The 26,166-nt window shown below is 72.2% G+C and carries 23 protein-coding genes; 17 read left to right on the top strand and 6 right to left on the bottom strand.

The window, feature by feature from the left end; translation table 11 throughout:
- The first annotated feature begins 3 nt into the window (after positions 1–3).
- Genes QF035_RS27420 through fabG form a run of 5 tightly spaced genes read left to right on the top strand, consistent with a single transcriptional unit; the run spans position 4 to position 6,595 of the window.
- Positions 4–930 carry an NAD-dependent epimerase/dehydratase family protein gene (locus tag QF035_RS27420; RefSeq protein ID WP_307523244.1) on the top strand — a complete coding sequence of 309 codons (927 nt, stop codon included), beginning with the start codon at positions 4–6 and terminating at the stop codon, positions 928–930.
- Positions 927–2,786 carry an FAD/NAD(P)-binding protein gene (locus tag QF035_RS27415; RefSeq protein WP_307523243.1) on the top strand — a complete coding sequence of 620 codons (1,860 nt, stop codon included), beginning with the start codon at positions 927–929 and terminating at the stop codon, positions 2,784–2,786. Before QF035_RS27420 ends, QF035_RS27415 begins: the two co-directional genes overlap by 4 nt.
- A 5-nt stretch (positions 2,787–2,791) precedes the next feature.
- Positions 2,792–4,273 (top strand): class-II fumarase/aspartase family protein, encoded by a 1,482-nt coding sequence (locus tag QF035_RS27410; RefSeq protein ID WP_307523242.1) that lies wholly within the window; start codon positions 2,792–2,794, stop codon positions 4,271–4,273.
- A complete protein-coding gene (locus QF035_RS27405) occupies positions 4,270–5,994 on the top strand; it encodes an MFS transporter (protein ID WP_307523241.1) in 1,725 nt (574 codons plus the stop codon). The genes QF035_RS27410 and QF035_RS27405 overlap by 4 nt, the downstream gene beginning before the upstream one ends.
- Complete coding sequence (gene fabG / locus QF035_RS27400; RefSeq protein WP_307523240.1) at positions 5,876–6,595, top strand: 3-oxoacyl-ACP reductase FabG; 720 nt, start codon at positions 5,876–5,878, stop codon at positions 6,593–6,595. Before QF035_RS27405 ends, fabG begins: the two co-directional genes overlap by 119 nt.
- Positions 6,596–6,685: 90 nt before the next feature.
- Here the strand turns inward: fabG and QF035_RS27395 are convergent, their stop codons facing one another.
- From QF035_RS27395 to QF035_RS27385, 3 genes are all read right to left on the bottom strand, one after another.
- On the bottom strand, positions 6,686–8,446 hold the full coding sequence (locus QF035_RS27395) for a lysyl oxidase family protein (protein WP_307523239.1): 1,761 nt from the start codon (positions 8,444–8,446) through the stop codon (positions 6,686–6,688).
- A 239-nt stretch (positions 8,447–8,685) separates the two neighbouring features.
- On the bottom strand, positions 8,686–9,486 hold the full coding sequence (locus tag QF035_RS27390) for a polysaccharide deacetylase family protein (protein ID WP_373466731.1): 801 nt from the start codon (positions 9,484–9,486) through the stop codon (positions 8,686–8,688).
- Positions 9,483–9,734, bottom strand: a complete 252-nt coding sequence (locus QF035_RS27385; protein WP_307523238.1) for a hypothetical protein — start codon at positions 9,732–9,734, stop codon at positions 9,483–9,485. The genes QF035_RS27390 and QF035_RS27385 overlap by 4 nt, the downstream gene beginning before the upstream one ends.
- A gap of 170 nt (positions 9,735–9,904) precedes the next feature.
- Between QF035_RS27385 and QF035_RS27380 the strand changes: the two genes are divergently transcribed.
- The 9 genes from QF035_RS27380 to QF035_RS27345 all read left to right on the top strand — a co-directional run bounded on the left by QF035_RS27380 (position 9,905) and on the right by QF035_RS27345 (position 19,960).
- Complete coding sequence (locus tag QF035_RS27380; protein WP_307523237.1) at positions 9,905–11,269, top strand: sensor histidine kinase; 1,365 nt, start codon at positions 9,905–9,907, stop codon at positions 11,267–11,269.
- On the top strand, positions 11,257–11,943 hold the full coding sequence (locus QF035_RS27375; RefSeq protein ID WP_307523236.1) for a response regulator transcription factor: 687 nt from the start codon (positions 11,257–11,259) through the stop codon (positions 11,941–11,943). Before QF035_RS27380 ends, QF035_RS27375 begins: the two co-directional genes overlap by 13 nt.
- Positions 11,944–12,148: 205 nt before the next feature.
- Positions 12,149–12,841 carry a DUF5994 family protein gene (locus tag QF035_RS27370; protein WP_373466730.1) on the top strand — a complete coding sequence of 231 codons (693 nt, stop codon included), beginning with the start codon at positions 12,149–12,151 and terminating at the stop codon, positions 12,839–12,841.
- 5 nt (positions 12,842–12,846) lie between these two features.
- The gene (locus QF035_RS27365) at positions 12,847–13,047 is read left to right on the top strand and encodes a hypothetical protein (RefSeq protein WP_307523235.1); all 201 of its coding nucleotides are present in this window, start codon (positions 12,847–12,849) and stop codon (positions 13,045–13,047) included.
- A 189-nt stretch (positions 13,048–13,236) separates the two neighbouring features.
- Positions 13,237–14,685, top strand: coding sequence for a PP2C family protein-serine/threonine phosphatase (locus QF035_RS27360; protein WP_307523234.1), 1,449 nt, complete (start codon positions 13,237–13,239; stop codon positions 14,683–14,685).
- A gap of 87 nt (positions 14,686–14,772) precedes the next feature.
- Complete coding sequence (locus QF035_RS55875; RefSeq protein ID WP_373466729.1) at positions 14,773–14,913, top strand: barstar family protein; 141 nt, start codon at positions 14,773–14,775, stop codon at positions 14,911–14,913.
- A gap of 131 nt (positions 14,914–15,044) precedes the next feature.
- Positions 15,045–15,596 carry a GNAT family N-acetyltransferase gene (locus QF035_RS27355; protein ID WP_307523233.1) on the top strand — a complete coding sequence of 184 codons (552 nt, stop codon included), beginning with the start codon at positions 15,045–15,047 and terminating at the stop codon, positions 15,594–15,596.
- Between the two features lie 75 nt (positions 15,597–15,671).
- Positions 15,672–18,803, top strand: coding sequence for a beta-N-acetylglucosaminidase domain-containing protein (locus QF035_RS27350; protein WP_307523232.1), 3,132 nt, complete (start codon positions 15,672–15,674; stop codon positions 18,801–18,803).
- 557 nt (positions 18,804–19,360) lie between these two features.
- A complete protein-coding gene (locus tag QF035_RS27345; RefSeq protein WP_307523231.1) occupies positions 19,361–19,960 on the top strand; it encodes a hypothetical protein in 600 nt (199 codons plus the stop codon).
- A gap of 84 nt (positions 19,961–20,044) precedes the next feature.
- On the opposite strand, the gene QF035_RS27340 is transcribed toward QF035_RS27345, so the two are convergent.
- Complete coding sequence (locus tag QF035_RS27340; protein WP_307523230.1) at positions 20,045–20,455, bottom strand: DUF5994 family protein; 411 nt, start codon at positions 20,453–20,455, stop codon at positions 20,045–20,047.
- 743 nt (positions 20,456–21,198) lie between these two features.
- Here QF035_RS27340 and QF035_RS27335 point away from each other — a divergent pair.
- The 3 genes from QF035_RS27335 (at position 21,199) to QF035_RS27325 (ending at position 23,238) form a co-directional block, all read left to right on the top strand.
- Positions 21,199–21,582, top strand: a complete 384-nt coding sequence (locus QF035_RS27335; RefSeq protein ID WP_307523229.1) for an STAS domain-containing protein — start codon at positions 21,199–21,201, stop codon at positions 21,580–21,582.
- 79 nt (positions 21,583–21,661) lie between these two features.
- A complete protein-coding gene (locus QF035_RS27330) occupies positions 21,662–22,453 on the top strand; it encodes an ANTAR domain-containing protein (protein WP_307523228.1) in 792 nt (263 codons plus the stop codon).
- Positions 22,450–23,238, top strand: coding sequence for a GAF and ANTAR domain-containing protein (locus QF035_RS27325; RefSeq protein ID WP_307523227.1), 789 nt, complete (start codon positions 22,450–22,452; stop codon positions 23,236–23,238). The genes QF035_RS27330 and QF035_RS27325 overlap by 4 nt, the downstream gene beginning before the upstream one ends.
- A gap of 15 nt (positions 23,239–23,253) precedes the next feature.
- Here QF035_RS27325 and QF035_RS27320 read toward each other — a convergent pair whose 3' ends face one another.
- A complete protein-coding gene (locus tag QF035_RS27320; RefSeq protein WP_307523226.1) occupies positions 23,254–24,885 on the bottom strand; it encodes a serine/threonine-protein kinase in 1,632 nt (543 codons plus the stop codon).
- A 254-nt stretch (positions 24,886–25,139) separates the two neighbouring features.
- On the bottom strand, positions 25,140–26,165 hold the full coding sequence (locus tag QF035_RS27315; protein WP_307531450.1) for a hemolysin family protein: 1,026 nt from the start codon (positions 26,163–26,165) through the stop codon (positions 25,140–25,142).
- Position 26,166: the final 1 nt, after the last annotated feature.

The raw sequence follows: 26,166 nt of genomic DNA, 5'->3' as shown, positions 1-26,166 counted from the left end.
GCCGTGCGCGTACTTGTCGCCGGGGCCACCGGAGTGGTCGGACATCCGCTGGTGGGCGCGCTGCGGGCGCGGGGCCATGAGGTGAGCGCGCTGGTGCGGGCGGAATCGCGGGACCGGGCTCCGGAGGCCGACGCTGTGGTGGTCGCCGACGCCCTGGACCGGGAGGGCCTGCTGTCCGCGGTGTCGGCCGCCCGGCCCGAGGTGGTCGTCCACCAGATGACGGCGTTGCGGCTGCTGCCCGCCGATCCCGTGGAGGCCTTCGCGCTGACCGCGCGGCTGCGGACCGAGGGGACCGCCAATCTCGTCGCGGCGGCCCGTGCGGCCGGTGCGCGGCGGCTGGTCGCGCAGTCCGTCGCCTTCGCCGCCGCCCCGGCCGGGGGCCCCGTCCTCGACGAGGACGCACCGCTGTACGTGGACGCCCCGGACGCCGGTTGGGCCGCCACCGTACGGGCCGTCGCCGAGCTGGAGCGGCAGGTCCTGGGCGGAGGACCGGATCTCGCGGGCGTGGTGCTGCGGTACGGCACCCTGTACGGGCCCGGGACCGGGTACGCCCGTATCGGCGGGACCGGCCAACGGGTGTTGACCGGGAAGTTCCCGCTGCCCGAGGGCGGATCCGGGATCACCTCGTTCGTGCATGTGGTGGACGCCGTGGGGGCGGCCGTGGCGGCGGTCGAGTCGGAGGCCACCGGCGTCTTCCACGTGGCCGACGACGATCCGGCCCCGGCCGCGCAGTGGCTGCCGCACTTCGCCCGCACGCTGGGCGGCCCGCCCCCGCGGACGATTCCGGCGGCACTCGCGCCCCGGCTCCTCGGCTGGTTCATGACCCACCAGCTCACCGCGGCGCGGGGCGCGGCGAACGACCGGGCCCGTACGGAACTGGGCTGGAAGCCGCTGCGGCCGAGCTGGCGCGACGGGCTGGGCCGGGAATGACCGGGCCCGGTGACGCCATCGGCCTGTGCGTGATCGGCGCCGGTCCGCGGGGCCTCTCGGTCCTGGAGCGGATCTGCGCCAACGCGGACCGGGTCGCCCGCCCGGTCGCCGTCCACCTCGTCGACCCGTACCCGCCCGGCGCGGGCGCGGTGTGGCGCACCGACCAGCCGGGCGAGCTGCTGATGAACACGGTCGCCTCCCAGGTGACCCTGTTCACCGACGACAGCGTGGCCTGCGCGGGGCCGTCGGTGCCGGGCCCGAGCCTGTACGAGTGGGCGCGCGCCCTGGGGCCCGAGGCGTACCCGGACCGGGTTCTGGAGGAGGCGCGGCGGCTCGGCCCGGACACCTATCCGACCCGCGCCTTCCACGGCCACTACCTGGAGTGGGTCTTCCGGCATCTCTTACGCACCGCCCCTCCCGGGGTGACGGTCCACACGCACCGGGCGACCGCGGTCGCGCTGGCGGACACCCCGGACGGGCGGCAGACGGTGACCCTGGCGGGTGGTGATCAACTGACCGGGCTGGACTCGGTGGTGCTGGTGCTCGGCCACGGCGATCTGACCCCGAACGCAGAGGAGCGTGCGCTGAGTTCGTTCGCCGAACGGCACGGCTCGCTCTACGTGCGGCCCGCCAACCCGGCCGACGCCGACCTGAGCCGGATCGCACCGGGCACGCCGGTCGCCCTGCGCGGCCTGGGGCTGAACTTCTTCGACTGCGTGGCGCTGCTCACCGAGGGCCGCGGCGGCACGTTCAAGGAGAGCCAGTCCGGCCTGGTGTACCTGCCGAGCGGCAACGAGCCTGTGCTGTACGCCGGTTCGCGACGCGGAGTCCCGTACCACGCACGCGGCGAGAACGAGAAGGGCGCGCTCGGCCGCCACCACCCCCGCTTCCTGACCCCCGAGGTCATCGGCACTCTGCGCCGGCGGGCGGACGACGGGCACCCCGTCTCCTTCCGCGACGACATCTGGCCGCTGATCGACCGGGAGGTGCGGACCGTCTACGACGAGGCGTGGACCGACCTCTCCGGGGTGCCGCCCGCCGAGCCGTGGGACTGGCGGAGGATCGAACGGCCTTATGCCGAAAGGGACTTCACCGGTCGCGACGACTTCCGGCACTGGCTGCTGGAGCACCTGCGGCGGGATGTCGCCGAGGCCCGGCTGGGCAATGTGAGCGGGCCCATGAAGGCCGCGCTGGACGCCCTGCGGGACCTGCGCAACGAGATCCGGCTCGTGGTCGACCACGGCGGGGTGTCCGGCGCGTCCTACCGGGCCGAACTGGACGGCTGGTACACGCCGTTGAACGCCTTCACGTCGATCGGCCCTCCGGCCTTCCGTATCGAGCAGCTGATCGCGCTGATCGAGGCCGAGGTGGTCCATGTGCTCGGCCCGGGGATGCGCGTACGGCCCTCCGCGCGCGACGGCGGTTTCCTCGTGGACGCGGAGCAGGTGCCCGAGCCTCCGGTACTGGTCCGCGCGCTCGTCGAGGCGCGGCTGCCCGTCGTCGATCTGCGGCGCAGCGCCGATCCCCTGCTGCGGGGGCTGCTGGCGGCCGGTGACTGCGTCCCGTACCGGCTGGGCGGCCGGGAGACGGGCGGGCTCGCGGTGACCAGGAACCCGCCCCGGCTGGTGAACGCGGCCGGCCGGGCACACCCGCGCCGGTTCGCCTTCGGGGTGCCGACGGAGGGGGTGCGCTGGGTGACGGCGGTCGGCATCAGGCCCGGCGTCGGCTCGGTGACGCTGGAGGACTCGGACGCGATCGCTCGGGCGGCGCTGTTGCTGCGGGACGCAGAAATACCGCTATCCACACGTGATGTGACGTTGCGTCAAATATCAGGCGAAGGAAGTCGAGGAGCGTGAACGTGATGTCCGTGGGTACCGACGCGGGCCTGCTCGCCCCCACCTGGGCGGGTACGCCCGCGGCCGCCGAGGTGACCGACGAGGCGTGGCTGCAGGCCATGCTGGACGCCGAAGTGGCCCTGGCCCGGGCCCAGTACGCGGTCGGACTGACCCCCGCCGCCGCGGTGCGGGCGATCGCCTCGGTGGCCCGCGCGGACCGGCTGGACCTGGTCGCCCTGGCGCACGCGGCCCGGGCCGCGGCCAACCCGGTGGTCGCGCTGGTGACGGCGTTCACCGAGGTGGTCGCCGCCAGGGACGCGGCCGCCGCCGAGTACGTACACCGGGGGTCGACCAGCCAGGACATCCTCGACTCGGCGGCCATGCTGGTCGCCCGCCGGGTGCTCGGTCTGATCGCCGCCGACCTGGAACGCACCGGCGCCGCCCTGGCCGCGCTGGCCGACACCCACCGCCACACCGTGCTCGCCGGTCGCACCCTGGCCCAGCACGCGGTGCCCACCACCTTCGGTCTCAAGGCGGCGGGCTGGCTCCAGTTGGTCGGCGACGCCCTGGTCCGGGTGCGGGCGGTCGCCTCCGCGCTCCCGGCCCAGCTGGGGGGAGCGGCCGGGACGCTCGCCGCGTACCGCGAGTACGCCCTGCTGGACCGCGGAGATCGCGGAGATCGCGGAGATCGCGGAGATCGCGGAGAGGACGGGGAGGGCTGGGACGGTGGCCGGAATCCGGTCGGCGGCGAGGGCGGAGTCGAGTTGCTCCGTCCCTTCGCCGAGGCGCTGGGGCTGGCCGAGCCGGTGCTGCCGTGGCACACCGTGCGTACGCCCGTCGCGGAGGTGGGGGCGGTGCTCCAGCTCGTCACGGGCGCGCTCGGCAAGTTCGCGCTCGACGTGCAGACCCTGTCCCGTACCGAGATCGGTGAGGTGTCCGAGCCCGCGGCCGACGGGCGCGGGGCCTCCTCGGCGATGCCGCAGAAGCGCAACCCCGCGCTTGCCACGCTGATCGTGTCGGCCGCCCGGCAGGTGCCCGCCCATGCCCTCGTACTGGCCCAGTGCCTGCTGGCCGAGGACGAGCGGCCCGCCGGGGCGTGGCACGCCGAATGGCAGCCGCTGCGGGAGGCGTTGCGGCTGGCGGGCGGTGCCTCGCACACCGCCGTCGAGCTCGCCGAGGGGCTGGTCGTCCATCCGGAGCGGATGCTGGCCAACCTGGAACTGACCGGGGGCGCCCTCGTGACCGAGCGGCTGACGGTGGTGCTGGCCCCGGCGCTCGGCAAGGTGCGGGCGAAGAAGCTGCTGACCGCCGCGTCGGCCGAGGCGGCCGACACCGGGCGCCCGCTGGCCGAGGTGCTGTCCCAGCACCCCGAACTCCCGGCCCTGTTCAACCCCGCCCGGCTGTCGGAACTGCTCGACCCGGCCCACTACACGGGCGCGGCCGACGCACTGGTCGACCGGGCGCTGCGCAGATACGCGGAGCTCGACGAGAAGGGAGGCAGCCGATGACCGCCGTGAGCCGGGCGGAGGAGGCGGGGGAGAAGGCCGTCCCGTCCCGGTCCTGGCCCGTTCTCCTGGTCGTGGTCTGCGCCCAGATGCTGATCTGGCTGGACACCTCGGTCCTCAACGTCGCCGTCACCACGCTCGCCGACCCGGTCGACGGCCTGGGCGCGACCCCCGCCGAACTGGAGTGGGTGGCGAGCGCCTACACCCTGGTCTTCGCCGGCACGCTCTTCGCGGGCGGCGCGCTGGCCGACCGTTTCGGCCCCCGGAACACGCTCCTCGCCGGGCTCGCGCTGTTCGGAGCAGCCTCCGGCGCGGGCGCCTTCGCCACCTCTCCCGCCTGGCTGATCGTCGCACGGGCCTTCATGGGCGCGGGCAGCGCACTGCTGATGCCGGCGACCCTGTCGGTCATCGTGCAGAGCACGCCGGAGGAGAAACGTACCCGGGCGATCGCGATCTGGAGCTCGTCCAGCGGTCTCGGGGTGGCCGTCGGCCCGGTCGTGGGCGGGGCGCTGCTCAGCCACTTCTGGTGGGGCTCGGTGTTCCTGGTCAACGTGCCGATCGTGGCCCTGTGTCTGGCCGGAGTGGTCGCCGCCGTACCGGAGTCGAAGGGTCCTCGGCGCAGGGTGCTCGATCTGCCCGGTCTCGCCCTGTCGGTGCTCGGTCTCGGCGGTGTGGTCTACGGGATCATCGAACTCGGCAACGGACGGACCTGGTACGGCCCGCACGTGCTCCTCCCCCTCCTCCTGGGCGGCGCGCTGCTCGCCCTCTTCGTGGCCGGTCAGCGCCGGTCGCCCGCGCCCAGCCTGGATCTGCGGCTGTTCCGGCAGCCCGGGTTCACGGCCGGGAGCGTGGTGCTGCTGATCGCGTTCATGGCGCTGGCCGGGCATCTCTTCTACGCGGCCTTCTACTTGCAGGGGCCGCGCGGGCTCTCCCCCGCCGACGCCGGAACGGTCATGATCGCCGCGGCCATCGGCATCGTCCTCGGCAGTCAGGCGTCCCCCGCGCTGAGCCGGCTGCTCTCGGCCCGGTGGACGGTCGCGGCCGGGGTGCTGGCCACGGCGGCCACGTACGTCGGTTATCTGTGGTTCGACGGACGGACCCCGGTCCTGACCGTCGCCGCGCTGCTGTGGGTGCAGGGCTTCGGGATGGGCCTGGTCGGTACGCCGGTCACGGCCGTGATGATGAGCGGGGTGCCGCCGCATCTCGCGGGCGCCGGGTCGGCCGTCAACAGCGTCACCCGGCAGGTGGGCGGGACGCTCGGGGTGGCGATGACCGGCTCGATCCTCTCCGGGGTGTACCGGGCGCGAATGGCGGAGGCCGGACTCCCGGGCGGGGAGGGTGGGTTGACACCGGAAGGAGCGGAACAGGCCCGCGCCTCCGCCGAGGCGGCCCGCTCGCTGGCCGGTTCACTGCGGCTGCCCGAACTGGCGGCCACGGCCGACCGCGCCTTCCTCGACGCCATGTACGCGGCCACGTTCTGGACCGCCGTACTGGCCCTCGTCGGATTCGCCGTGGCTGTCGTGGGACTGCGGACACGGAACGCCACCAACGGAAGTGACGGAAGTGGCGGAAGTGGCGGAAGCAGGAAGGGAAGTGGGGTCGACGATGGAACAGGCGACGGGCCGGTCGGTCTTCGTGACCGGGGGGAACCGGGGGATCGGGCTGGCCACGGCCCGCGGCTTCGCGGCGGCGGGGGACCGGGTCACGGTGACGTACCGCGGTGAGGAGCCGCCGCCCGCGTCCGCCGGATTCCTCGCCGTACGCTGTGATGTGACGGACAGTCAGCAGGTGGACCGGGCCTTCAAGGTGGCCGAGGCGGCCCACGGTCCGGTCACCGTCCTGGTCGCCAACGCGGGCACCACCCAGGACCGGCTGCTGGTGCGGATGACGGAGGAGGACTTCACCTCCGTCGTCGACACCAACCTCACGGGGGCCTTCCGGGTCGCCCGGCGCGCGGTGCGCGGAATGCTCCGCGCGGGCCACGGACGTATCGTCCTGATCTCCTCGACGGCGGCACTGCACGGCGCCGCCGGGCAGACCAACTACGCGGCGTCGAAGGCGGGTCTGGTCGGTTTCGCCCGGTCGCTGACCCACGAACTCGGCCCCCGGGACATCACCTGCAACGTGGTGGCACCCGGTCTGACCGAGACGGACATGAGCCGTGCGCTCACCGAGGAGCAGCGCGGGAACCTGCTGCGGCAGACCCCCGCCGGCCGGCTGGCCCGGCCCGAGGAGGTCGCCGACGCGGTGGCGTTCCTGGTCGGCGCGGGGTATGTGCGCGGCGCGGTGATCCCGGTCGACGGGGGTGCGGGGCTGGGGCACTGAGACCACCGCCGCGGAGTCGATGCCCGGGAAGGCCACGGCTCCTGGCCCGGCGCCGGAGTGCCGGACCAGGAGCCGCTCGGGAACGGGCGGTTACGGGGCGTTGATCAGGTCGTGCGGCGGGACCGTCACGGTACGGGCGCCCGGGTCACCGGCCAGGACGACCTTGCGCAGCGCGACGTTGTTCTTGGTGTTCGTCTCCTGGAGGCGGTTCTCCGGGTTGGCGATCACCTGGATGTAGTACGTGCCGTTCGGCAGGTCGGTGATGTCGAAGGACTGGCCGGGACGGTACTGGGTGTACGTGTCGCCGGAGCCGACGTCGAGGACCTCACGGACGGAGATCGAGTTCTGCTGACCGCAGGCGGTCGACAGGTCGGTGTTCTCCGGGTGCCAGTTGGCGTTCTTCACCGTGTAGTCGACGGCATCGGTGTTGGCCAGGCAGAACGCCTCCTTGCCGCTGCGCACCTCCTTGGTCTGGTCCTCGCTCAGCAGCCGGTAGCTGGCGAAGTCCGTGAAGTGCCAGTGCTCATGGCCGACGCGCGGGTCCCACTCCATGGTGCCGCTGGGCGTGTACCCGACCTGCTTGCCGTCGGCGTCGTAGAAGTACTGGTAGGAGTCCATCAGGTCCTTGCCCGGGCTGCGGAATCCGTCCACGACGAGCGGCGCGGGACCCGCGTTCCAGACGTTGGCGCTGAAGGCGAGGTAGTCCTTGCCCGGGGCGTCGCCGTCCTCGCCGTCGGTGACGGCGATGTCCCAGGCGGGGAGCGAACGCAGGTCGGGCTTGGGCACGTTGGCCGGGACACCGGCACGGCCGCTGGGCCGCTTGGCGGCCGGCTTCAGCGCGGGCGCGATGCGCGAGCCGTCGGTGTGTCCGGGTCCGTCGCCCAGGTGGTGCGCCAGGCCACGGTCTTCGAGCGCGTGGGAGAGCGCGGGCGGGGTGGGTGCGTCTGCGCCGCGGGGGCCGTAGTGGTGGGCGGCCGCAGCGGCCGCCGCGGCGGGGTCCTTGGCGGACGGTGTGCCGTGGCCGCCGTGCCCGCCTCCGTGGGCGGAGGACCGCGAGGCGGCCACTCCCTCCCCGCCTTCGCCCTCCGACCGCACCGTCAGCTTGATGATGTGCTGGTCGTCGGGGATGCCGAACAGATCGCGGTACTGCTTGGACACCCCGACCTTGGCGGTGTACTCACCCACCGGCAGGTCCACCGGCTTGTCGTAGTCGATCGTGCTGGTGTTGGACGCCCAGCCCTTCTCGACGCCCCACACCGAACCCAGCGTGAAGGGATTGGTGGGGCAGCTCTGCGGATACTTCGAGGTCGCCGGGGCGTCCGGACGGATCCGCCCCGAGGCGTTGTTCGGACAGAAGGTCCCCTGGGTGTTCGACACCTCCTCGCCCGCCGCGTTCTTGATCGACACGTCGATGAAGCCGGGCAGCCCGGAGAAGTCCTTCACCAGCCCGGCGGGCAGCGCCTTCGTCTTCGTGCTCGTTCCGTCGCGGAGTATCTGCTGGGCGACGACCGGGTCCTTGTACGACTTCCGGGTCACCTTGAATTCCAAGGGCGCGTCGTCGACCGAGACGTACGTGCCGAGGTCCAGGAAGACGCCGGAGGCGCCGTCCCAGTCGTAGCGGTCCAGCGTCACGGAGTTCGTCGCGGCGATCAGCTTGAGCTTCGGCTTGCCCGCCGTGCTCTCCTGTGCGGCCCCGGCGCCCGGAGCGGCCCCGGCCCCCGCGACGACGACGGTGAGCGCGGCTCCCGCCGCGAGCGTCGCACGCTGTAAACGGGTGCGACCTTCCTGGCTTCCCTGGCCTGTCTGACTTCCCTGACTCGTCCGGCTGGTCTGACTTCTCTTGCTGGTCATCGATTCCTCGTCTGCGAGTGCCATGGTCAGTGGCATCGGACTGGGCTGCCCACAGCCGACCGGGCCGGTGCCGGGGCATGGAGCCGCGCGGGCACGGGCCGTACGGTCCGGACGCACCCCCGCGCGCCCGGCGCCGATCTGTGATCAAGCTGCTGTGAGCAACCTGTGAGAGAGGCAAATGCGGTGCGTGGGTTGCCTGTTGGGAACAAGCTCGGGAAATAACCGTCAGGGCCGGTTCGTCAGGGCCGGTATATGGTCCCGGGCTCCGGTGCCGCGGGCGCCAGGAGCTGGGAGACCGTCACGATGGTGTAGCCGCGCCGGCGCAGGGAGTCGATGATGCCCGGCACGGCCGGAACGGTTCCCTTGTAGCGGTCGTGCAGCAGGATGATCCCGTCGCGTCTCGTCTGGTCCAGCACCCGCCGGGTGATCAGGGCGGTGTCCGTCGTGGCGTAGTCCTTGGCCGTGACGCTCCACAGGATCTGGGCCAGGCCCAGCTTCTTCATCACGGCCGACACGTCGTCACTGGTCCGCCCCTGCGGCGGCCGCATCAGGACCGGGGCGCGGCCCGTGATGCGCCGCACATCGTCCTGCACGGGCTTCATCTCCGCCTCGATCTCCTCGGCGCTCAATTCCGTGAGCACTTTGTGGGACCAGGTGTGGTTCGCCGTCTCGTGCCCTTCCCTGGACATCCGCAGAACCGTGTCCGGATAGGTGTCCGTGTGCCCCTTTCCCTGAAGAAAGAAAGTCGCGTGCACTTTCTTCTCCTTCAGGATGTCGAGGAGTTTCGGGGTGGGCTTGCTCGGGCCGCCGTCAAAGGTGAGCGCGACGCACTTCGCGACGGTGCAGTCGGGGCTGTCGGCACCGCTCTGCTGTGCTCCGGATTCCTTGGTGGTCTCACGGGCTTCCTCGGCGGCGGCCTGACGGGCGTCGTGCGGGGCCTTCACGCCGTGGAGGGTGCCGCACCCGCCGGCCAGGAGGAGCGAGGCGCCGGTCGCGAGCGTGACCGCGGCCCGGAAGACCGGCGTTCGGAGCCGCGTCACCGCACATCAGCGGCTCGTGCGTCCTGCCGCCCGCGTCGGTGGGCGGTGACGGCGACGGTCACGAGGACCGCGCCGACGACCACCGAGAGCACGTCTCGCGCGCCGGGAAAGGCCCAGAACATGGCGCCCAGCAGGGCCCACACCCGGTCGAGCAGCGGGAGTCCGCCGAGCGCCAGGGGCAGCAGTCCCGCGACCCCGCACAGCAGCGTCGTCGAATTGACGGCCCCGGTCGAGTTCTTTATTTCCATGCCGTCGACCGTAGAAATCGGCGGGGAAAGGGAAATCGGCAAAAAGAATACGGTGCGCCTGACCCAATTGACAGAGCACACCGATACCAACGAACAGGGCGCACCTATACTTTGGTATAGGAATTCACCGCCGGTTCCCGCTCACGGGGATCCATGGGTACGGTTTCTCCGTGATCGATGTGAGACAGGCCTGGCGTGGCCGTCCCGGGCTCGCGGAACTCGCCGTGGCCACGGCAGCCGTTGCCCTGACCGTGCTCGTGGCCAGGGCGCAGCGGTCGGGCCTGTCCGTCTATCCGCAGATCGGCGGAGGCGCCCCGGCAAGCCTGCTCGAGGAGGTACTGCCGTTTCACTGGGCGCTCACGGGACTCAGCGGCATCCAGCCCTTCGCCTGGGCACACACGGGATCCGGCAGCCTCGTACCCCTGCTCGCCTGCGCCGCACTGGGGCTGCGGCGACGCCGCCCCGCCGGTCTGGCGGTGGCCCTGATCGTCCTCAGCACCGGCTGGCCTGTGGTGGTGCCCCTGCTGATCGCCCTGTTCACCGTCGCCACGATGTGCCCGGCCCGTACGGCCTGGGCGGTCACCGCGGCCGCGCTCGTCCCGGTGCCCGTGGCCCTTCTGCTCGCCCCGTATCCCCCCGGGCCGCTCATCCTGGCGACCGCGGTGTCGGCCGTCACCCTGGTCGCGGGCGCCGTCGGCTGGGGTCTGGTCGTCGTGGGCCTGCGGGAGCGGGCGGTCCGCGCGGAGACGGAGGCGACGCTGCGGGCCGAGCAGGCGCGGCAGCACGCCCGGGAGGAGATCGCCCGGGAGATGCACGACGTGCTCGCACACCGGCTGTCGCTGCTGACCATGCACGCGGGCGCACTGGAGTACGCCCCGGGAGCGCCGCCTGAACAGCTCGCCGAGGCCGTGGGTGTGATCCGGCACAGCGCCACCCGGGCCCTGGAGGACCTGCAGGACGTACTGAAGGTCCTGCGCGCCCCCGTCGTGGGCGACCACACCGAACCGCCCCAGCCCACCCGCGTGGACGTGGCCCAGCTGATCGCGGAGTCCCGCGCCGCGGGCGTGGAGCTCCACCTCCGGCAACGGGTCGACGACTCGGCCACCATGTCGCCGGCCCTGGCCCGCACGGCCTACCGCCTGCTGCAGGAGGCCCTGACCAACCACCGCAAGCACGCGCCCGGGGCCCCGGTGACCCTCGTCCTTGAGGGCGGCCCGGCGACCGGACTGACCATCCAGGTGACGAACCCGCTGGAGCCGGTGGCGCCTGCCGACCCGGCACGGGACTCGGCGCGGGCCCCCGGGCAGGGTCCGACGCAGGGCTCCGTACCGAACTCGAAACCGAACTCCGTACCGGGCCCTGTGGGCGACCGCGCACCGAGCCCTGTGCCGGGCCCCGCACCCAACGTCGTACCGGGCTCCGGTCAGGGACTCATCGGCATGCGGGAGCGCGTCGACCTCGCGGGCGGCCGCCTGCGCCACCGCACCACACCCACCGACTTCCACCTCGACGTCTGGCTCCCATGGACGGCCTGACCCCCCGGATCCGTCTGCTCGTCGTTGACGACGACCCCCTGGTACGCGCCGGGCTGCGCCTCATGCTGTCGGCGGCCGACGACATCGACGTCGTCGCGGAGGCGGCCGACGGAGCCGACGTGCGCGCTCTCGTGGACGAGCACCTACCGGATCTCGTCCTCATGGACATCCGCATGCCGAGGATGGACGGTCTCGCCGCCACCGCGGCGCTCCGGCAGCGGCCGCGGCCTCCGCAGGTGCTGATCCTGACCACCTTCACCACCGACAGCTACGTACTGCAGGCCCTGCGCGCCGGAGCGGCGGGGTACGTCCTCAAGCACACGCCCCCGGCGCAGATCGTGGCGGCCGTGCGCAACGTCATGGCGGGAGAGCCAGTGCTGTCCTCGGCCGCGGTGAGGCAGCTGATCGACACCGTGACCAACCCCGCGGGCGTCCCCGGCCCGTCCCGCCACGAGGAACGGAAGAAGGCCGAGGCGATGCTGGACCGGCTCGGCGCCCGGGAGCGGGAGGTCGCCCTCGCCGTCGCCGAGGGCAGGACGAACGCGGAGATCGCGGCCGCCTGCCACATGAGCCTGCCCACGGTGAAGGCCCATGTCTCCCACATCCTGACGAGGCTCGACCTCAACAACCGCGTACAGATCGCGCTGTTGGTCTACCGCGCGGGCCTCGTCTGAGCGTTCCGCTTCGCGGGGCGCGGTGGACCGGCCGCCCGGCAGGCGCGTTTGCCGCGGTTCACGCCGGTCCGCCGGGCACCGGTGCGGAGTAACCTGAGGTCACCGAGGGCATTTCGTACGCCGGCCTTCATGCCTACGTCGTTCTCGGTGAGCGACAACACCGGACGGCTGCCCGCGGGCCGCGGTCCGGAGACAGGTTCGCGCGATGTCCGCGACCACCGATCGTCCCCCGCTGCGGATCGTCCCCTTCAGGGCCCCGACCGCCCGCCTCGCGCTGAAGCCGACGAACACTCCCACGGGACTTCCAGAACTGCCGGGGATGCCCGGACTCTCAGGCCTTCCAGGGCTGCTGGACGGCGCATGGTGGCCCCGCTCCCGCGACCTGCCGCTCGAACTCTCCGCCCTGGCCGACGTCCTGGACCCCCTCGGCGGCCGGATCACCCGGATCGCCGTCAACTCCCGTTACTGGCCGGTCGTCCCCCGCAGGATCCCCGTGAACGGCCATGTGGTGAAGGTGGGTTGGTTCACCACGGAGCTGGACCCCCACAAGATCCTGCTGCTCTCCCACACCACGGGCCGCTGGAACCTCCTGGTGATCCCTCCGGAGGCCGGCGCCTCCGCGGCCGCCCGGCTCATGACAGCCGCGAGCGACAGCACGGGGCCGTCCGCGACCGCGACCGCCACGGAACTCATCGCCGCGGAACACGCCCTGCACGGCGCCCCGGCGACCGACGGGGCGCAGGGTCCCGCGGAAGCGGAAGCCTGGGAGGACGACGAGATCGCCCCTCTACTGATCCCGCTGGTCCCGTTGGTCCCCCTGGTCCCGCAGATGCCGCAGATGCCGCTGGTCAAAGAGGCCGCGCTCGCCCGGCCCGTCCCCCCGGTCACAGGGCGGTGACCGGCATGACCGGCGCTCTGGCGGCCAGCGTGCTGCTGATCCTGATCGTGGTGGCGACCCGCCTGATCCAGCCCGCCGGCCGGGCACGCCAGCAGCCACCGCCGACGCTGGCCGCGCGCCCCGCCGAGGTCCGCCCCCGCCACGACCACCGCGACGGCGGCCGAGGCCGCCTGCGGCCGCGCCGTCGCCGGAGCACACGGCAGTAAGCGGCACCAGGCGGAAACCAGGCGGGCGATCCGGGCGGACAGTGGGCCGATGCGGATGCCGGGCGGGCGGGCGGGCCGATGCTGCACGCGCCGGCCGAATCGCACGCCTGCGCGCCTCGGATCCCTGCACAGGGGGCCTGTTCCGGGACCGGGTCGCACGGGGCCGGGGGAGGGAGTAGACATGATGGCATGAGCGACAGTGATGCGCCTGGTGGGAGAGAGAGCCCGGGCATCAGGACGGACCGCGACGCCGAGGCGGACGCCGAAGTAGAAACCGATGCGGACCCCGATCCCGAAATCGCCGACACCCGCTCCCCTTCCTCCCCTCTCGAAGCCGAATCCAAAGCCGAATCCAAAGCCGAAGCCGAAGCCGACAGCGGCATCGACATCGACTTCGCGAAGGTCTTCCAGGCCCTGCCGAGCCCGGTCATGCTGCTCGCGCCCGACCTGACGATCCTCGCCGCGAACCGGGCCTATGTGCAGGTCTCGGGCCGTGGCCTCGACGAGCTGGTCGGCCGGTTCATCTTCGACGTGTTTCCCGACAGCCCCGCCGAGGAGGCCACCGGCGCCCGGACCCTGCGTGCATCGCTCGAACGGCTGCTGGCCACCGGCGAGCGGGACACCATGGCCCTGCAGAAGTACGACGTCGAGGTGCCCGACCGACCGGGCGTGTTCGAGGAGCGTTACTGGAGCACGGTCAACATCCCGGTCCTCGACGCGGACGGGCGGGTGTCGCTCATCGCCCACCGGGTCGAGGAGGTCACGGCCCTGGTCCGCGCCCGCGAGGCCGCCACCCGGAAGCCGGGCACCCGGCACGCCTCCCTCACCACGCTCAGTCGCGAGGACGCGATGACCGCCGACCTCCTGACCCGCTCCCAGGAACTGCAGGAACTCAACGAGGAGCTGCGCAAGGCCCACGCCCGCACGCACGAGGTCGCCGTCACCCTGCAGCGCGCCATGCTGCCCGGCACCGAGCTGCCGCGGCACGACTTCGCCGCCGTCCGCTACCAGCCCGCGGCCAGTTTCCTCAACGTCTGCGGCGACTGGTACGACCTGATCGACCTCGACGGGGACCGGCTGGCCGCGGCGGTCGGCGACGTCGTCGGGCACGGCCTGGAGGCGGCCGGTGTCATGGGCCAGCTGCGCAGCGCCCTGAGCGCCGCGATCCGCGCGACCGGCCGGCCCGCGGACGCGCTCACGACCCTCGCGCAGCACGCGCACACCGTGGAGGGCGCGCTGGCCACGACAGCCGTCCAGGCCGTGATCGACCGGGCCGCCCACACCGTCACGTACAGCTGCGCAGGCCACCCGCCCCCACTCCTGGCCCACCCCGACGGAACGGTCGAACTACTGGACACGGCCACCGACCCGCCCCTCGCCGCCTCCGACGACACCATCCCCCGCACCCAGGCGACGGTGTCCTACACCCCCGGCGCCACCCTCGTCCTCTACACCGACGGCCTCATCGAACGCCGCGGCGAAGACATCGACCAGGGCCTACACCGCCTGGCCCACAGCCTCGAACGCCACCACACCCTGCCCCCCGAACCCCTGTCAGACGCAATCCTGACGGACCTGGTCCCGGCCCCCCGCCGGGGCCCGGACGACGACACGGCACTGGTGGTGATCCGGCTGTGACCTGCTCCGACCCGCTCCACCGGCCCGGCGGCCGGCAGGGCTGGAGGTGAAGGGGGACAGGTCCACCGCTTCGACTCTCGTGAGCTGATGACCGAGCAGGGAATCCACCGTTCGTTCGCGGAAGTCCTGCAGTTCCCTGATTACTTCGGACGGAGCTGGGACGCCTTGGTGGACTCCGTGAGTTGGATCGTGAGAAGGTCGCGCTCCGGGTTGGGCAGCCCGACCTGACCGTCACCAAGGGGGACGGGTTCGTCACGGCCGCTCTCAATCCCGAGGCATGGCTGAAGCCTTCTCGGCAGAGCACGGTTCGGGCATGGTTCGGCCTGGACTCCCGGTGTCCTCTCTTGATCCAATGGTGGATGACATCCTTCTGGACAGGCACGCGGGTACGTCTGCGCGGGATCGAGCCCGACGACTGGACCGGGTTCATGCGGTTCGCCGTGGATGAGGAGCGGTTGGGGGATGCGGTGCGTCCGCCCCGTTCTGCCGAGGGGCATCGTGCCTGGACCAAGGAGCAGGCCTCGGCCGAGACCGACGGTGACTGCTTCCGGCTGGCCATCGAGGCTCTCGACACCGGGGAGATGGTCGGCGCCGTCTCCTCCAACCACGCCGATCCGCAGGCGGGGCGCTTCGAGTACGGCGTCACGGTCGGGGCGGATCATCGGCGCAAGGGCTACGCGGCGGAGGCCGTGGTGATGCTGCTGCGGTTCATGTTCGCCGAGCGGCGCTACCACAAGTGCGAAGCACGGGTCTTCGACTACAACCAGCGGTCGTTGGCGCTCCATCACCGGCTCGGTTTCGTCGAGGAGGGGCGCCTCCGCGATCACGTGTTCGTCGCGGGCCGGCACCACGACCTCGTCCTCCTGGGCATCCTCGCCGACGAGTTCGACCGACTGCACCCGCCGACCTAGCCGCCCTGGCCGCCCTTCGGCAGGTCAGCCACGCGGTCTTGCCCTCGGTGAATCCATCCACCACCATCTTCGCTGATGGATAAAACATTGAACCGGAAGCGGAGATCCAGGACCCTCGCGGTCGGGCTTCTCGTCGGCCTGGTCCTGGGGGTGTTGGGTGTCGCCCCAGCCGGCCCAGCCGCCCCCGCCATGGCAGCCGAGCGTGCCGACGTCGAGGCCCGTCTCCCCCAAGTCCGGCCGACCCCACAGGAGTTGCAGGCCGGGCGCGGGGCGCAGCCCGTGCCCGAGCAAGTCGTCGAAGTCGTCGGGCGTCGGACCGACCCCGCCGCGCGCAAGCTCGTCGAGAAGGTGCTGCGGGGCGCCGGGGCCCGGGTCATTCGGACCGTCGTCGCGGGTCGGCCCCTGCCGGACGCCGACCTCACCGTCTACGTCGGTGGGCCGGGCGAAAACCCCGCCACCGCGCAGGCGTTGAAGCGGCTCGGGGGCGAGTCGCCCCGAGGGCTGCCGGACGGTGGGTACGCGGTTGCCGTCGGGCAGGGGCGGGTCGCGCTGTCCGGGGTGGACGTCACCGGGACGTACTACGCCGCGCAGACCTTCCGTCAGCTGGTCGGCCGAGGGAAGGCCGTGCCCGACGTCACCGTCCGGGACTGGCCCGCCGCCGAACTCCGCGGTGTGGTCGAGGGGTTCTACGGGGCGCCCTGGTCGCAGCAGGACCGGCTGTCGCAGCTGGACTTCTACGGGCGTACCAAGCAGAACGTGTACGTCTACTCCCCCAAGGACGACCCTTATCTGCGGGCGAAGTGGCGGGACGAGTACCCCGCCGAACGGCTCGCGACGATCAAGGAGCTCGTCGACCGCGCCGCCGCGAACCATGTCCGCTTCACCTACGCCCTCTCGCCCGGCCTGTCCGTCTGCTACTCCTCGGCCGCCGACGCGAAGGCGCTCGTCGCGAAGTTCGAGTCGTTGTACGCCATCGGCGTGCGGTCCTTCGCCGTGCCACTGGACGACATCAGCTACACCGACTGGAACTGCGCCGAGGACGGGGACGCGTACGGCAGTGGGGGTGGCGCGGCGGGCCGCGCGCAAGCCTCGCTGCTCAACTCCGTCGTCGACGGCTTCGTCGAGGCGCACTCCGACCTCGCGCCGTTGGAGATGGTGCCGACCGAGTACTCCGACCTCGCCGACTCCCCGTACAAGACCGCCCTGCGGGAGAAACTGGACCCCTCGGTCGTCGTCGAGTGGACCGGTGACGGTGTCATCGCGCCCACCATCAGTGCCGAACAGGCGCGCCGGGCAAGGGAGTTGTTCGGACATCCGGTGCTGCTCTGGGACAACTACCCCGTCAACGACTACGCCACCAGTCGGCTGCTGCTCGGCCCGTACACGGGGCGGGAGGCGGGCGTGGCCGACGTCGTCACCGGTATCACCGCCAACCCCATGGTCCAGGCCGAGGCCAGCAAGCTCGCGCTCTTCACCTCCGCCGACTTCGCCTGGAACCCGGACGCCTACGACCCGAGGGCCTCCTTCCTAGCCTCGGTCGCCGACCTCGGCGGGCGCGCGGCCCCGGCCCTGCGGATCTTCGCCGAGAACAACTACTCCTCCCCGCTGAACTCCACCGAATCGCCCACCCTCACCCCGCTCATCAAGGCGTTCACCAAGGCGCTGGACAGCGGGGACGGGCTGGCAGCCGCCGCCCGGAAGCTCCGCGCCTACTTCACCTCCATGGCCGCCGCGCCCGGCCAACTCCGCGCCCACCTGGGCAACTCCGGGTTCCTGGAGGAGACTTCGGCCTGGCTGGACAAGCTCGGCGCCTGCGGCACGGCAGGCGACACGGCCGTACGGCTGATGGTCGCGCAAGTCGCCGGCGACGACGACTCCGTACGGACGCTCTACGGTCAACTCCAGTCCCAGCGCAAGGAGTTGGACTCCATTCCGCAGCAGGTCGCACCCGGTGTCATGGAGCAGTTCCTCTACGACGCCACGCTGCGGGCCGCTCCCGATCCCGGCCCGGACGCCTCCTTCCGGCCGTCGTCGCTGTCGCTGGCCCCGGGTGCGAGCGGCACGAGCAGCCTGACCGTGGCCGACGACCGCTCGACGGCGGACCGTACCGTCGCCTGGAAGATCACGGCTCCCGACGGTCTCACCGTCTCCCCGTCCTCGGGGTCCCTCACCGTTCCGGCAGGCGGCGAGGCAACCGCCACCGTCACCCTCACGGCCGCGAGCGGGGCGGAGAACGGCGTACGGTCCGTCGTCGTCAGCGGGGACGGGCTCGTCGGTCGCGCCATTCCCGTACGGATCACGGACGGCGTCGGCAGCGAGCGTGCCCTGACCGCCAACTTCAGTGGGGCATCGGTCAGTTCGGTGGACCTGGCGTCGGGGGCGTCGGCCGAGATCGCGGTCGGCAGGAATCCCGGCGAGGTCGTCGTCAGTCCGGACGGCAGGACCGCGTACGCCGCCAACCAGGGGTCCGACTCCGTGAGTGTCATCGACGTGCCTACGGGCAAGGTGACCGCCACCATCGCGGTCGGCGACGTGCCCGCGGGGCTCGCCCTCACCCCGGACGGGAGGACCCTCTGGGTCGCCGACTACTCCGACGACGCCGTCCAGCCCGTGGACCTCGCGACCGGCACGGCGGGCGCGAAGATCGCGGTGGGCGACGGCCCGGAGAACATGGCGATCACACCGGACGGGTCCACGCTGTACGTGGCGAACATCCACGACAGCACGGTCACACCCGTAACTCTCCCCGCGGGCAGGGCCGGTACGGCGATCCCCGTCGGACCGAACCCCTTCAACGTTGTCGCGGCGCCGGACGGGAGGACCGTCTACGTGTCCGACTCCGGCGGTTCCACGGTCACTCCGATCGACACCGCCACCAACGACACCCGACCGACGCTCCTGGTCAACGGACAGCAGGCGTACGGTCTCGCCCTCTCCCCGGACGGGCGCACGCTGTGGGTCAGCGCGAGCACGGGCGACCGGGTCACCCCCGTCGACACGGTCACCGGCGCCCCCGGCACCCCGGTCACCGTCGGCAGGTCCGCGTTCGACGTCGCGCTCGACTGGAACGGGAGCACGGCATACGTCACGACCGCCGACGCCGGTGAACTCGTGCCGGTCACGACGGCGAGCGGCGCCGTCGGCAGCGCCCTCGGGACGGGCGCGTATCCGCTGGCCGCGGTGGTGACCCCGGTGCCGGTCGGCTAGTCCTCGTACGACCGTGTACGACCGTCCTCCGTGGTGTGGTGGTCGCCGCCGGTGGTGTACCGGCGGCGACCACACCGCCCTGGCGCGCCACCCCCCGGTCGGCGAGTTGCAGGGCATGGGATCCCTCATGGGCCGCCGCGGCGCGCGGGAGTGCGCCGTGGCGAAGTCCGCAAGGGACACATGGTCGAGGGCCCGGCCGCGAAAGGGCAGCGGGGATACCGAAGTTGTCTGGGCGGTGGAGGCCGCCTCGTCCTGATGCCCGGGGACCGGGGGCGAATGCGCCCGGGGACAAGGGGCGCGTGAGAAGCCGGTGAACGCGGCCTCAATGCTGTGACGGCTCCCGAGGAGCCTCGCTCATCACTCGGGTCCGAGCCTAGGCCCGACCGCCTGTTCTGGATAGCCCCGCGTCCGTACGTCCCGTATGCCCGGACGGGCGCCGCCACCTGCGGGCCGGGCAGTACGCGGTTGATCCCGACGCCCCGTTTACCCCGGCGGCTCCTGCTGTGATGATGCCGAGTCGGGGGATGACCATCCCGCGCGGCCGGGGGAGGACCCGTATGACCGAGGTGTACTTGCGCAGACTGTCCCGGTGGCAGGCCGAGCAGCAGCGGGCAGCCGTCGCGGACGTGTACGTCACGGCGTACCGGGGTGCCGCGGGGGCCGAATACCGCGACCGCCAGGGCTTCCTGGACCGGTTCGAGCAACACGTGCAGCGCCTCGGCTTCGACATGACGGTCGCCGACGCGGGCGGGCTGGTCGGCTGCGCGTACGGGTTCCGGGTCGAGCGGACCGGCGAGTGGTGGTCCGACTTCCGTGGGGAACTGCCCACGGACATCGAGGAACTCACCGCCTCGGGCCGTACCTTCCTGCTCGCCGAGCTGATGGTGCTGCCGGCCCACCGCAGGCACGGCGTCGCGACCCTCCTGGGCGAACGGCTGCTGGCCCGGCTCGAAGCCGACCTGGTCGTCGCGGCCGTGGACCTGGAGCGACCCGACATCGACGGAGACGACGGCGGAGAGGGCGGTGACGGCGGCAGTCGTCCGGCGAACGCCGCCCAGGAGACCGTGCGCGCCTGGGGCTGGTCGAAGCTGGGTGTCCTCGCCCCCCACTCCCCGTCGGCCGTCCGCGAGGTATGGATCCGCAGGCCACTGCGGTGATCCGCGGCGGTCCACCACGGTCCACGACGATCCGCGGTGGACCACGACGGTTCGCTGCGGACCACGGCGGTTCGCCGCGGACCGTCAGTGGGACGGGCGCAGGCCCGCCGCCGCGGCCGCCATCAGCGGCTCCGCGTCCGCCGCGTCGACCTCCGGTGGCACGACCAGCAGGTCCCAGCGGCCCCGGCCCGGACTGACCAGGCAGACGGTGTGCCGGCCGTGCGACCCGGCGGACCGGCTGAGCCGTACGACGTGGTTGGCGACGAGCATCCGGCCGGGCGAGGCCGCCCACATCGCCGTGTTCACGGTGACGCCGGTGATCTGTCCCCACGTACGCGGCAAGGCGCCGATCAGCAGCGGGAGTTCGGCCAGCAGATCGCGCGAGTGGGGCCACCACGCCCCGTCGATACGGCGCGGCAGGGCGCTGTGCGGGGCCAGGCGGAGGCGGGCGAGGGGCTGCGAAGGCAGGGGTTCGAGGACGGGGACGGTGGTCATGGAGCGCTCCTGTCTGGGGCACGACTACGGCGTGCCGGTGGTTCGTTCGCGGCGGACACGACGGACACGGCGGACCGCGCGACGGAACGGGCTCTCTTCTCCTGCGGCTCGGTCGAGCCGGGTGACAGGTGGCTCCTTGGCCTCGATGCCCCGGTGCCTTCGTGCTTCCCTGAGCCGACGAGCCGACGAGTCGGTGACTCAGTGGTTCGGCAGTTCCGTGACTCAGTGGTTCGACGGCTCAGCGGTTCGGTGACTCGCCGGCGCGGAGCGTGCGGTCAGGGCCGTGTGCCGCCCCGACGCCGGGGCTCGACCGGCGGACGTGAACGACTTCAACCGGCCATGGGGCGGACCCTGCCCCGGGCGCTGATCGGCCCGGCGTCGTCGTGCGCCGAGGACGAGACCGATTCGAACACCGGTGTACGACATGCCCTCGGTTCCCCCACCGTACCTTGACCGTCGGTGAACGAGGCTGCCGAGACCGTACGGTTTGCGAGGTCTCGGCCCGCGTCAACTCCCGTTCGGACCTGACCTCTTTGGTCCCGAGCCGTCGGGAACCGGTCGGGTACCGGCCAAGTACGGCCTCTTCGAGCGCCCACCCGACGGATACCGGAAGCAGCACTACGGGCACCTCCTCCCCGGCAGTACGCTCGCCATGCGGCAGCCCGTGTCCCCGGCCCTCACCGTGAAGTCCCGTTCCGCGCAACTGAGGCTCTGCGCCAGAAGGACCAGAGGAGATGGGGCACATGGGCCCGCGTCCCAGCCTGTTCGACGAGTGCCGTGTGGTCGGGGCCAGCGGCGAGCTGGACCTGTCGACCGCCCCGGGCTTCATCCGTGACCTGGAGGACGTGCGCCGCGGCACCGGGCGCCTCTTCCTCATCGTCGACCTGAGCGGCCTGACGTTCATGGACGGCAGCGCCCTGGACCCGCTGTGCGCGGCCTGGGACGACTGCCGGTCGCGGCGCGGCTGGACCCGGGTCGTCTATGCCCGCCCGTGCATAGGTCTGGTGTTCCGGGCCGGCGCGGTCGTCGATCGCTTCCCCCGGTACGCGAGTGCCCGGGACGCCTGGCGGGGCATGCCCGCCGACGACCCGGAACAGTGGAACGCGACGGCGAACCGATCCGCGTAGGGTTACGACGCAAGCCGGCCGGTGCCCCGCTCCGGGGCTCCCGGCCGCGGCTGAACGGATACCGGTGATCAGCGACGGCATGGCCGACGTGCTCCGGTCGCTGCGCCTCGGCGGGCGCGGTGATCCGGCCCGGGCGTGTGCGCTGGCGCTGGGCGCCGAGGGTGTCGCACTGTCGCTGCTCGTGGGCAACGGCCGCATGACCGAGCCCCTCTGGTGCCATCCCGAGGTGAGCGCCCGTTTCGAGGAACTCCAGTTCACGCTGGGCGAGGGCCCGGGCCCGGACGCGGTGCGCACCGGGTCCCCCGTCATGGAACCGGACCTGGACCGCGTACGCCCGGATCGGTGGCCCGCGCTGCTGTCGCCCGCGCGGGACATGGGCGTCCACGGGGTGTGCTGCTTCCCGCTGGGCATCGGCGCCATCCGGGTCGGCGTACTGACCGTGCTCTGCGACGGCGACCGGACGATGTCCGTCCAGCAGAGTACGGACGCGACCGCCCTGGCCGCCGCGCTGACCGGCGCACTCCTGAACGGGGCCGGGCGCGGGCAGCGGGGCGAGGACGGGAACGGCGGCCCGGGGCTCGGCCTGTTCCTTGACCGGCCGACGGGACTGCATCGCGCGGCGGTGCACCAGGCCACGGGAATGATCAGCGTCCAGATCGGGGGGACGATGGAGGAGGCCCTCCTGCGCCTGCGGGCCCACGCCTACAGCAGCGAGCGCCCCCTAGGGGAGGTCGCGGACGACGTGGTCGCCCGCAGACTCCGCTTCAGCGACGACGACATCAACGGCAACAACGGCAACAACGACGCTTCCGGCAACGGCATCGGCGACGACACGGACGGGCCGTACTCGCCCGGCGACGGAAAGGGATGATCGGCATGGCCCGCGAACAACGTCTGGCCGAGATCTTCGTGGAGGTCGCGGACTCTCTCGTCGAGGACTTCGACGTCATCGACCTGCTGCAACGCCTGTCCACGCGCTGCGTCGAACTGCTGGACGTCTCGGCGGCGGGCATCCTGCTCGTGGACGCCCACGGCGAGCTGCAGATCATCGCCGCGTCGGACGAGCACGCCCGCCTGCTGGAGCTGTTCGCGCTCCAGCACGACCAGGGTCCGTGCGTGGAGTGCTACCGCACCGGCACGGCCCGTACGAACATCGACCTGACGCGGCCGGAGACGACTGCGGCCTGGCCGCACTTCGCCGGCCGGGCCCGCGAGACGGGTTACGTGACCACGCACGCGCTCCCGCTGCGCCTGCGCAACCGGGTCGTCGGCGCGCTCAACCTCTTCCAGAGCGCACCGCACCGCCTCGGTGACGCCGACATCGCGCTCGCCCAGGCGCTCGCCGACGTGGCCACGATCGCGATCCTCCAGCAGCGCACGCTGGAGCAGTCGCACATCGAGAACAGCCAGCTTGCGACCGCGCTCACCAGCCGCATCCTGGTCGAACAGGTCAAGGGTGTGCTGGCGGAGCGCTGGAACACCTCGGTGGACGACGCCTTCGCCGCGTTCCGCTCGTACGCGCGAGCCCATCAGCTGCGCCTCGCGGACCTCGCCACGCGAATCATCGCGGGGGGCTTCGACACCGCGTCCATTCCCGCCCCGGCCTCCGCCGCCCCCACGACGGCACCGGGCGCGCCGGAGGACCGCACCCGATAGCGGTACGACGAGTCGTCAGCCGACGCGGAAGCCCGCCTTGACCGTGTCGAACACCGGGCGGTGCGTGTCCCATTGGGCTTCGGGCGCCGAGAGGTAGATGTCGTACTCCGTGCCGCCCTCCTCGCCGAAGCCGAAGTCGATGGCACGGAAGGCACGGACCTGGCCCTGGAAGGTGAACTCCCACACCGCCGCGGGCTTTCCCTGGAACGTGGTGCGCTGCATGCGCAGTTTCCGGTACGTCGAGTAGTTGAGCTTGGTGTTCGCCTCGATGTTCTGGAAGTGCGACTCGGGGTTCGCGCCCGCGGGGTTCACGGTGCCGATGGTGAGCCCGACCAGGCCCGACGGGTCGGTGTAGGTGACCTGTTCGGCGCTCGCCCTGCCGTCGCGCTTCCAGCCGTCCGGGACCGGGAAGGTGACTCCCAGCGTCTTCTCCCTGACCAGACGGAACCCGGCGGGGACGGGGGACGGCTCGGACGCGGTGGGTGCGGTCGCCGTCCCGGAGCCCTTCCTGCCGTGGCCGCCGTCGTCGGCCGTCACCGCGTAGAGCCCGCCCGCCACGGCCGCGGCGGCCAGGGTGACGGCTGCCGCGCTCCAAAGGAGACGGCGCCGCTTGCGACGCGGGCGGCCGGTGCCGTCGCCGGCACTGCCGCTGCCACCACCACTGATGGGAGTGGGCGGCACCGACCCCGAGCCCGAGTCGGTGAGCGTGGCCCCGGCCGAAGTCGTCGGTCCCGTCGCCGCCACGGTCGCCGTCGCCCTGCTCGGCACGGCCGACGCCCACGCGACCTCCGTCGTCCCGCCCGTCGCAGTGCCCATCGTGGCGCCCGGCGCCTCCGACGCCACGACCCGCAGCGCCCGTTCCGTCTCCTCCGCCGACGGGCGCTCGTCCGGGTCCTTGGCGAGCAGCATCTCGATGAGGGGTTCGAGCGGTCCGGCCTGCTTCATGGGGGCGAGGGGGTCGACGGCGATGGCGTACGCGGTCTCCATCGCCGTGGCCCTGCGGAACGGGGGCCGGCCCTCGACGGACTGGAAGAGGGTGGCGCCGAGTGCCCAGAGATCGGCGGTGGGGCCGGGCTTGTGGCCCCTCATGCGCTCGGGCGCGATGTAGTCGATCGACCCGATGATCTCGCCGGTCTTGGTGAGCGTCGAGGTGCCGGTCGCCATGGCGATGCCGAAGTCGGTGAGGACGACACGGCCGTTCCCGCCCAGCAGCACGTTGCCCGGCTTCACATCGCGGTGCAGTACTCCGGCGGCGTGGGCGGCCCGCAGCGCGGCGACCATGCCGAGGCCCACCCGGGCGGCCTCACCGGGCGGCAGGGCCCCGCCGCCCTTGAGGAGCGCGCCGAGGGTGGTGCCGTGCACGTACTCCATGACGATGCACGGCAACCCCTCGTCATCCAGGACGTCATGGACGACGACCACGTTCGGGTGAGCGATCCGGGCTGCGCTGCGGGCTTCCCGGCGGGTGCGTTCGTGGACGGTGGCGAGTTCGTCCTCGGAGAGGTGCTGCTGGGCATGGAGCCGCTTGAGCGCGATCTCGCGGCCGAGGGCCTCGTCCTCGGCACGCCACACGGTGCCCATGCCACCGCGGCCGATCCGCTCGATCAACCGGTACCGCCCGGCGATCAACCGCCCCTCGTCCGACACAGCGCGCCTTTCGCCGACACGACCCGATCCGAACCCGATCCGAACCCGATCCCTGTGAACCGCTCCACGTTCGATTCGGATCGCCACGATAGTCGCCGTGGTCGCGGGGCACTGTGGCGGAGGCCATGTCGCTCCGCGGGATGCCGGATGTTCGTCTGCGGGGCGGTGGGGGCTGGGCGCGCAGTTCCCCGCGCCCCTGACGGGGCCGAGGCGGACGCCCGCCCCGGCCCCCTCGCCTCCGGGCCCCGTGCCGCCTACCGGGCCCCCGCCGGGGCCGGCCCCACCAGTTCCGACAGCACGTCCTCCATCGTGACGAAGCCGAGGACCTTGCCCGACTCGCCGGTGACCGCGGCCAGGTGGCTGTCGTTGGCGCGCAGGGCGGTGAGGGTGTCGTCGAGCGGGGTGTCGATCCGGACGCGCGTGACCGGGTGCAGCGCGGCACGCGGGAAGGGCCGGTCCCGGTCGGTGACGCCGAGCGTGTCCTTGATGTGGAGGTAGCCGAGCACCGTGCCGTCCTCGCCCGTCACCGGGAAGCGGGAGAAGCCGGCCTCGGCGGCCGCGCGCTCCAGCCGTGCCGGGGTGACGGTATGTTCGACCGTACGCATCCGCTGGGCCGGCACGAGGATCTCGCCGACCGGGCGGGTGCCCAGCTCCAGGGCGTCGCGCAGCCGTTCGCCGTCCGCGGACGACAGCAGCCCGGCCTGGCTGGAGTCGACGACCATGCGGGCGAGCTGGTCGTCGGTGAAGACCGACTCCACCTCGTCCCTGGCCTCGACCCGCAGCAGCTTGAGCAGGGCGTTGGCGAAGGTGTTGATACCGAAGACGACCGGCTTCAGCGCCCGGGTGAGGGCCACCAGGGGCGGTCCGAGCAGCAGCGCGGCGGGCACCGGCGCGGCGAGCGCGAGGTTCTTCGGGATCATCTCGCCGATCAGCATGTGCAGATACGTGGCCACGGTGAGCGCGATCACGAAGGCGATCGGGTGGACGAAGGCGTCCGGGACGCTGGCCGCCTCGAAGGCCGGCTCCAGCAGATGCGCGATGGCCGGTTCGGCGACCGCGCCCAGTACCAACGACGAGACGGTGATGCCGAGTTGGGCCGTCGCCATCATCGCGGAGATGTGCCTGAGACCCCACAGCGTCATCCGGGCCCGCTTGTTGCCCTCCTGGGCGCGCGGCTCGATCTGGCTCCGGCGTACGGAGATCAGGGCGAACTCGGCGCCGACGAAGAACGCGTTGGTCACCAGGGTCAGGGCGCCGATGGCCAGTTGGAGGGTGGTCATC

The organism is Streptomyces umbrinus, assembly GCF_030817415.1.
Classification (GTDB): domain Bacteria; phylum Actinomycetota; class Actinomycetes; order Streptomycetales; family Streptomycetaceae; genus Streptomyces; species Streptomyces umbrinus_A.
This window is presented reverse-complemented; position numbering and strand designations above follow the sequence as displayed.

What these genes read in the sequence shown, in the direction of transcription:
- QF035_RS27415 (WP_307523243.1), top strand. Translation starts at nt 927, where the DNA reads ATGACCGGGCCCGGTGACGCCATCGGCCTGTGCGTGATCGGCGCCGGT.
- QF035_RS27410 (WP_307523242.1), top strand. Translation starts at nt 2,792, where the DNA reads ATGTCCGTGGGTACCGACGCGGGCCTGCTCGCCCCCACCTGGGCGGGT.
- QF035_RS27405 (WP_307523241.1), top strand. Translation starts at nt 4,270, where the DNA reads ATGACCGCCGTGAGCCGGGCGGAGGAGGCGGGGGAGAAGGCCGTCCCG.
- fabG (WP_307523240.1), top strand. Translation starts at nt 5,876, where the DNA reads ATGGAACAGGCGACGGGCCGGTCGGTCTTCGTGACCGGGGGGAACCGG.
- QF035_RS27395 (WP_307523239.1), bottom strand. Translation starts at nt 8,446, where the DNA reads ATGACCAGCAAGAGAAGTCAGACCAGCCGGACGAGTCAGGGAAGTCAG.
- QF035_RS27385 (WP_307523238.1), bottom strand. Translation starts at nt 9,734, where the DNA reads ATGGAAATAAAGAACTCGACCGGGGCCGTCAATTCGACGACGCTGCTG.
- QF035_RS27375 (WP_307523236.1), top strand. Translation starts at nt 11,257, where the DNA reads ATGGACGGCCTGACCCCCCGGATCCGTCTGCTCGTCGTTGACGACGAC.
- QF035_RS27370 (WP_373466730.1), top strand. Translation starts at nt 12,149, where the DNA reads ATGTCCGCGACCACCGATCGTCCCCCGCTGCGGATCGTCCCCTTCAGG.
- QF035_RS27365 (WP_307523235.1), top strand. Translation starts at nt 12,847, where the DNA reads ATGACCGGCGCTCTGGCGGCCAGCGTGCTGCTGATCCTGATCGTGGTG.
- QF035_RS27360 (WP_307523234.1), top strand. Translation starts at nt 13,237, where the DNA reads ATGAGCGACAGTGATGCGCCTGGTGGGAGAGAGAGCCCGGGCATCAGG.
- QF035_RS55875 (WP_373466729.1), top strand. Translation starts at nt 14,773, where the DNA reads ATGACCGAGCAGGGAATCCACCGTTCGTTCGCGGAAGTCCTGCAGTTC.
- QF035_RS27355 (WP_307523233.1), top strand. Translation starts at nt 15,045, where the DNA reads ATGACATCCTTCTGGACAGGCACGCGGGTACGTCTGCGCGGGATCGAG.
- QF035_RS27350 (WP_307523232.1), top strand. Translation starts at nt 15,672, where the DNA reads ATGGATAAAACATTGAACCGGAAGCGGAGATCCAGGACCCTCGCGGTC.
- QF035_RS27345 (WP_307523231.1), top strand. Translation starts at nt 19,361, where the DNA reads ATGACCGAGGTGTACTTGCGCAGACTGTCCCGGTGGCAGGCCGAGCAG.
- QF035_RS27340 (WP_307523230.1), bottom strand. Translation starts at nt 20,455, where the DNA reads ATGACCACCGTCCCCGTCCTCGAACCCCTGCCTTCGCAGCCCCTCGCC.
- QF035_RS27335 (WP_307523229.1), top strand. Translation starts at nt 21,199, where the DNA reads ATGGGCCCGCGTCCCAGCCTGTTCGACGAGTGCCGTGTGGTCGGGGCC.
- QF035_RS27330 (WP_307523228.1), top strand. Translation starts at nt 21,662, where the DNA reads ATGGCCGACGTGCTCCGGTCGCTGCGCCTCGGCGGGCGCGGTGATCCG.
- QF035_RS27325 (WP_307523227.1), top strand. Translation starts at nt 22,450, where the DNA reads ATGATCGGCATGGCCCGCGAACAACGTCTGGCCGAGATCTTCGTGGAG.
- QF035_RS27315 (WP_307531450.1), bottom strand. Translation starts at nt 26,165, where the DNA reads ATGACCACCCTCCAACTGGCCATCGGCGCCCTGACCCTGGTGACCAAC.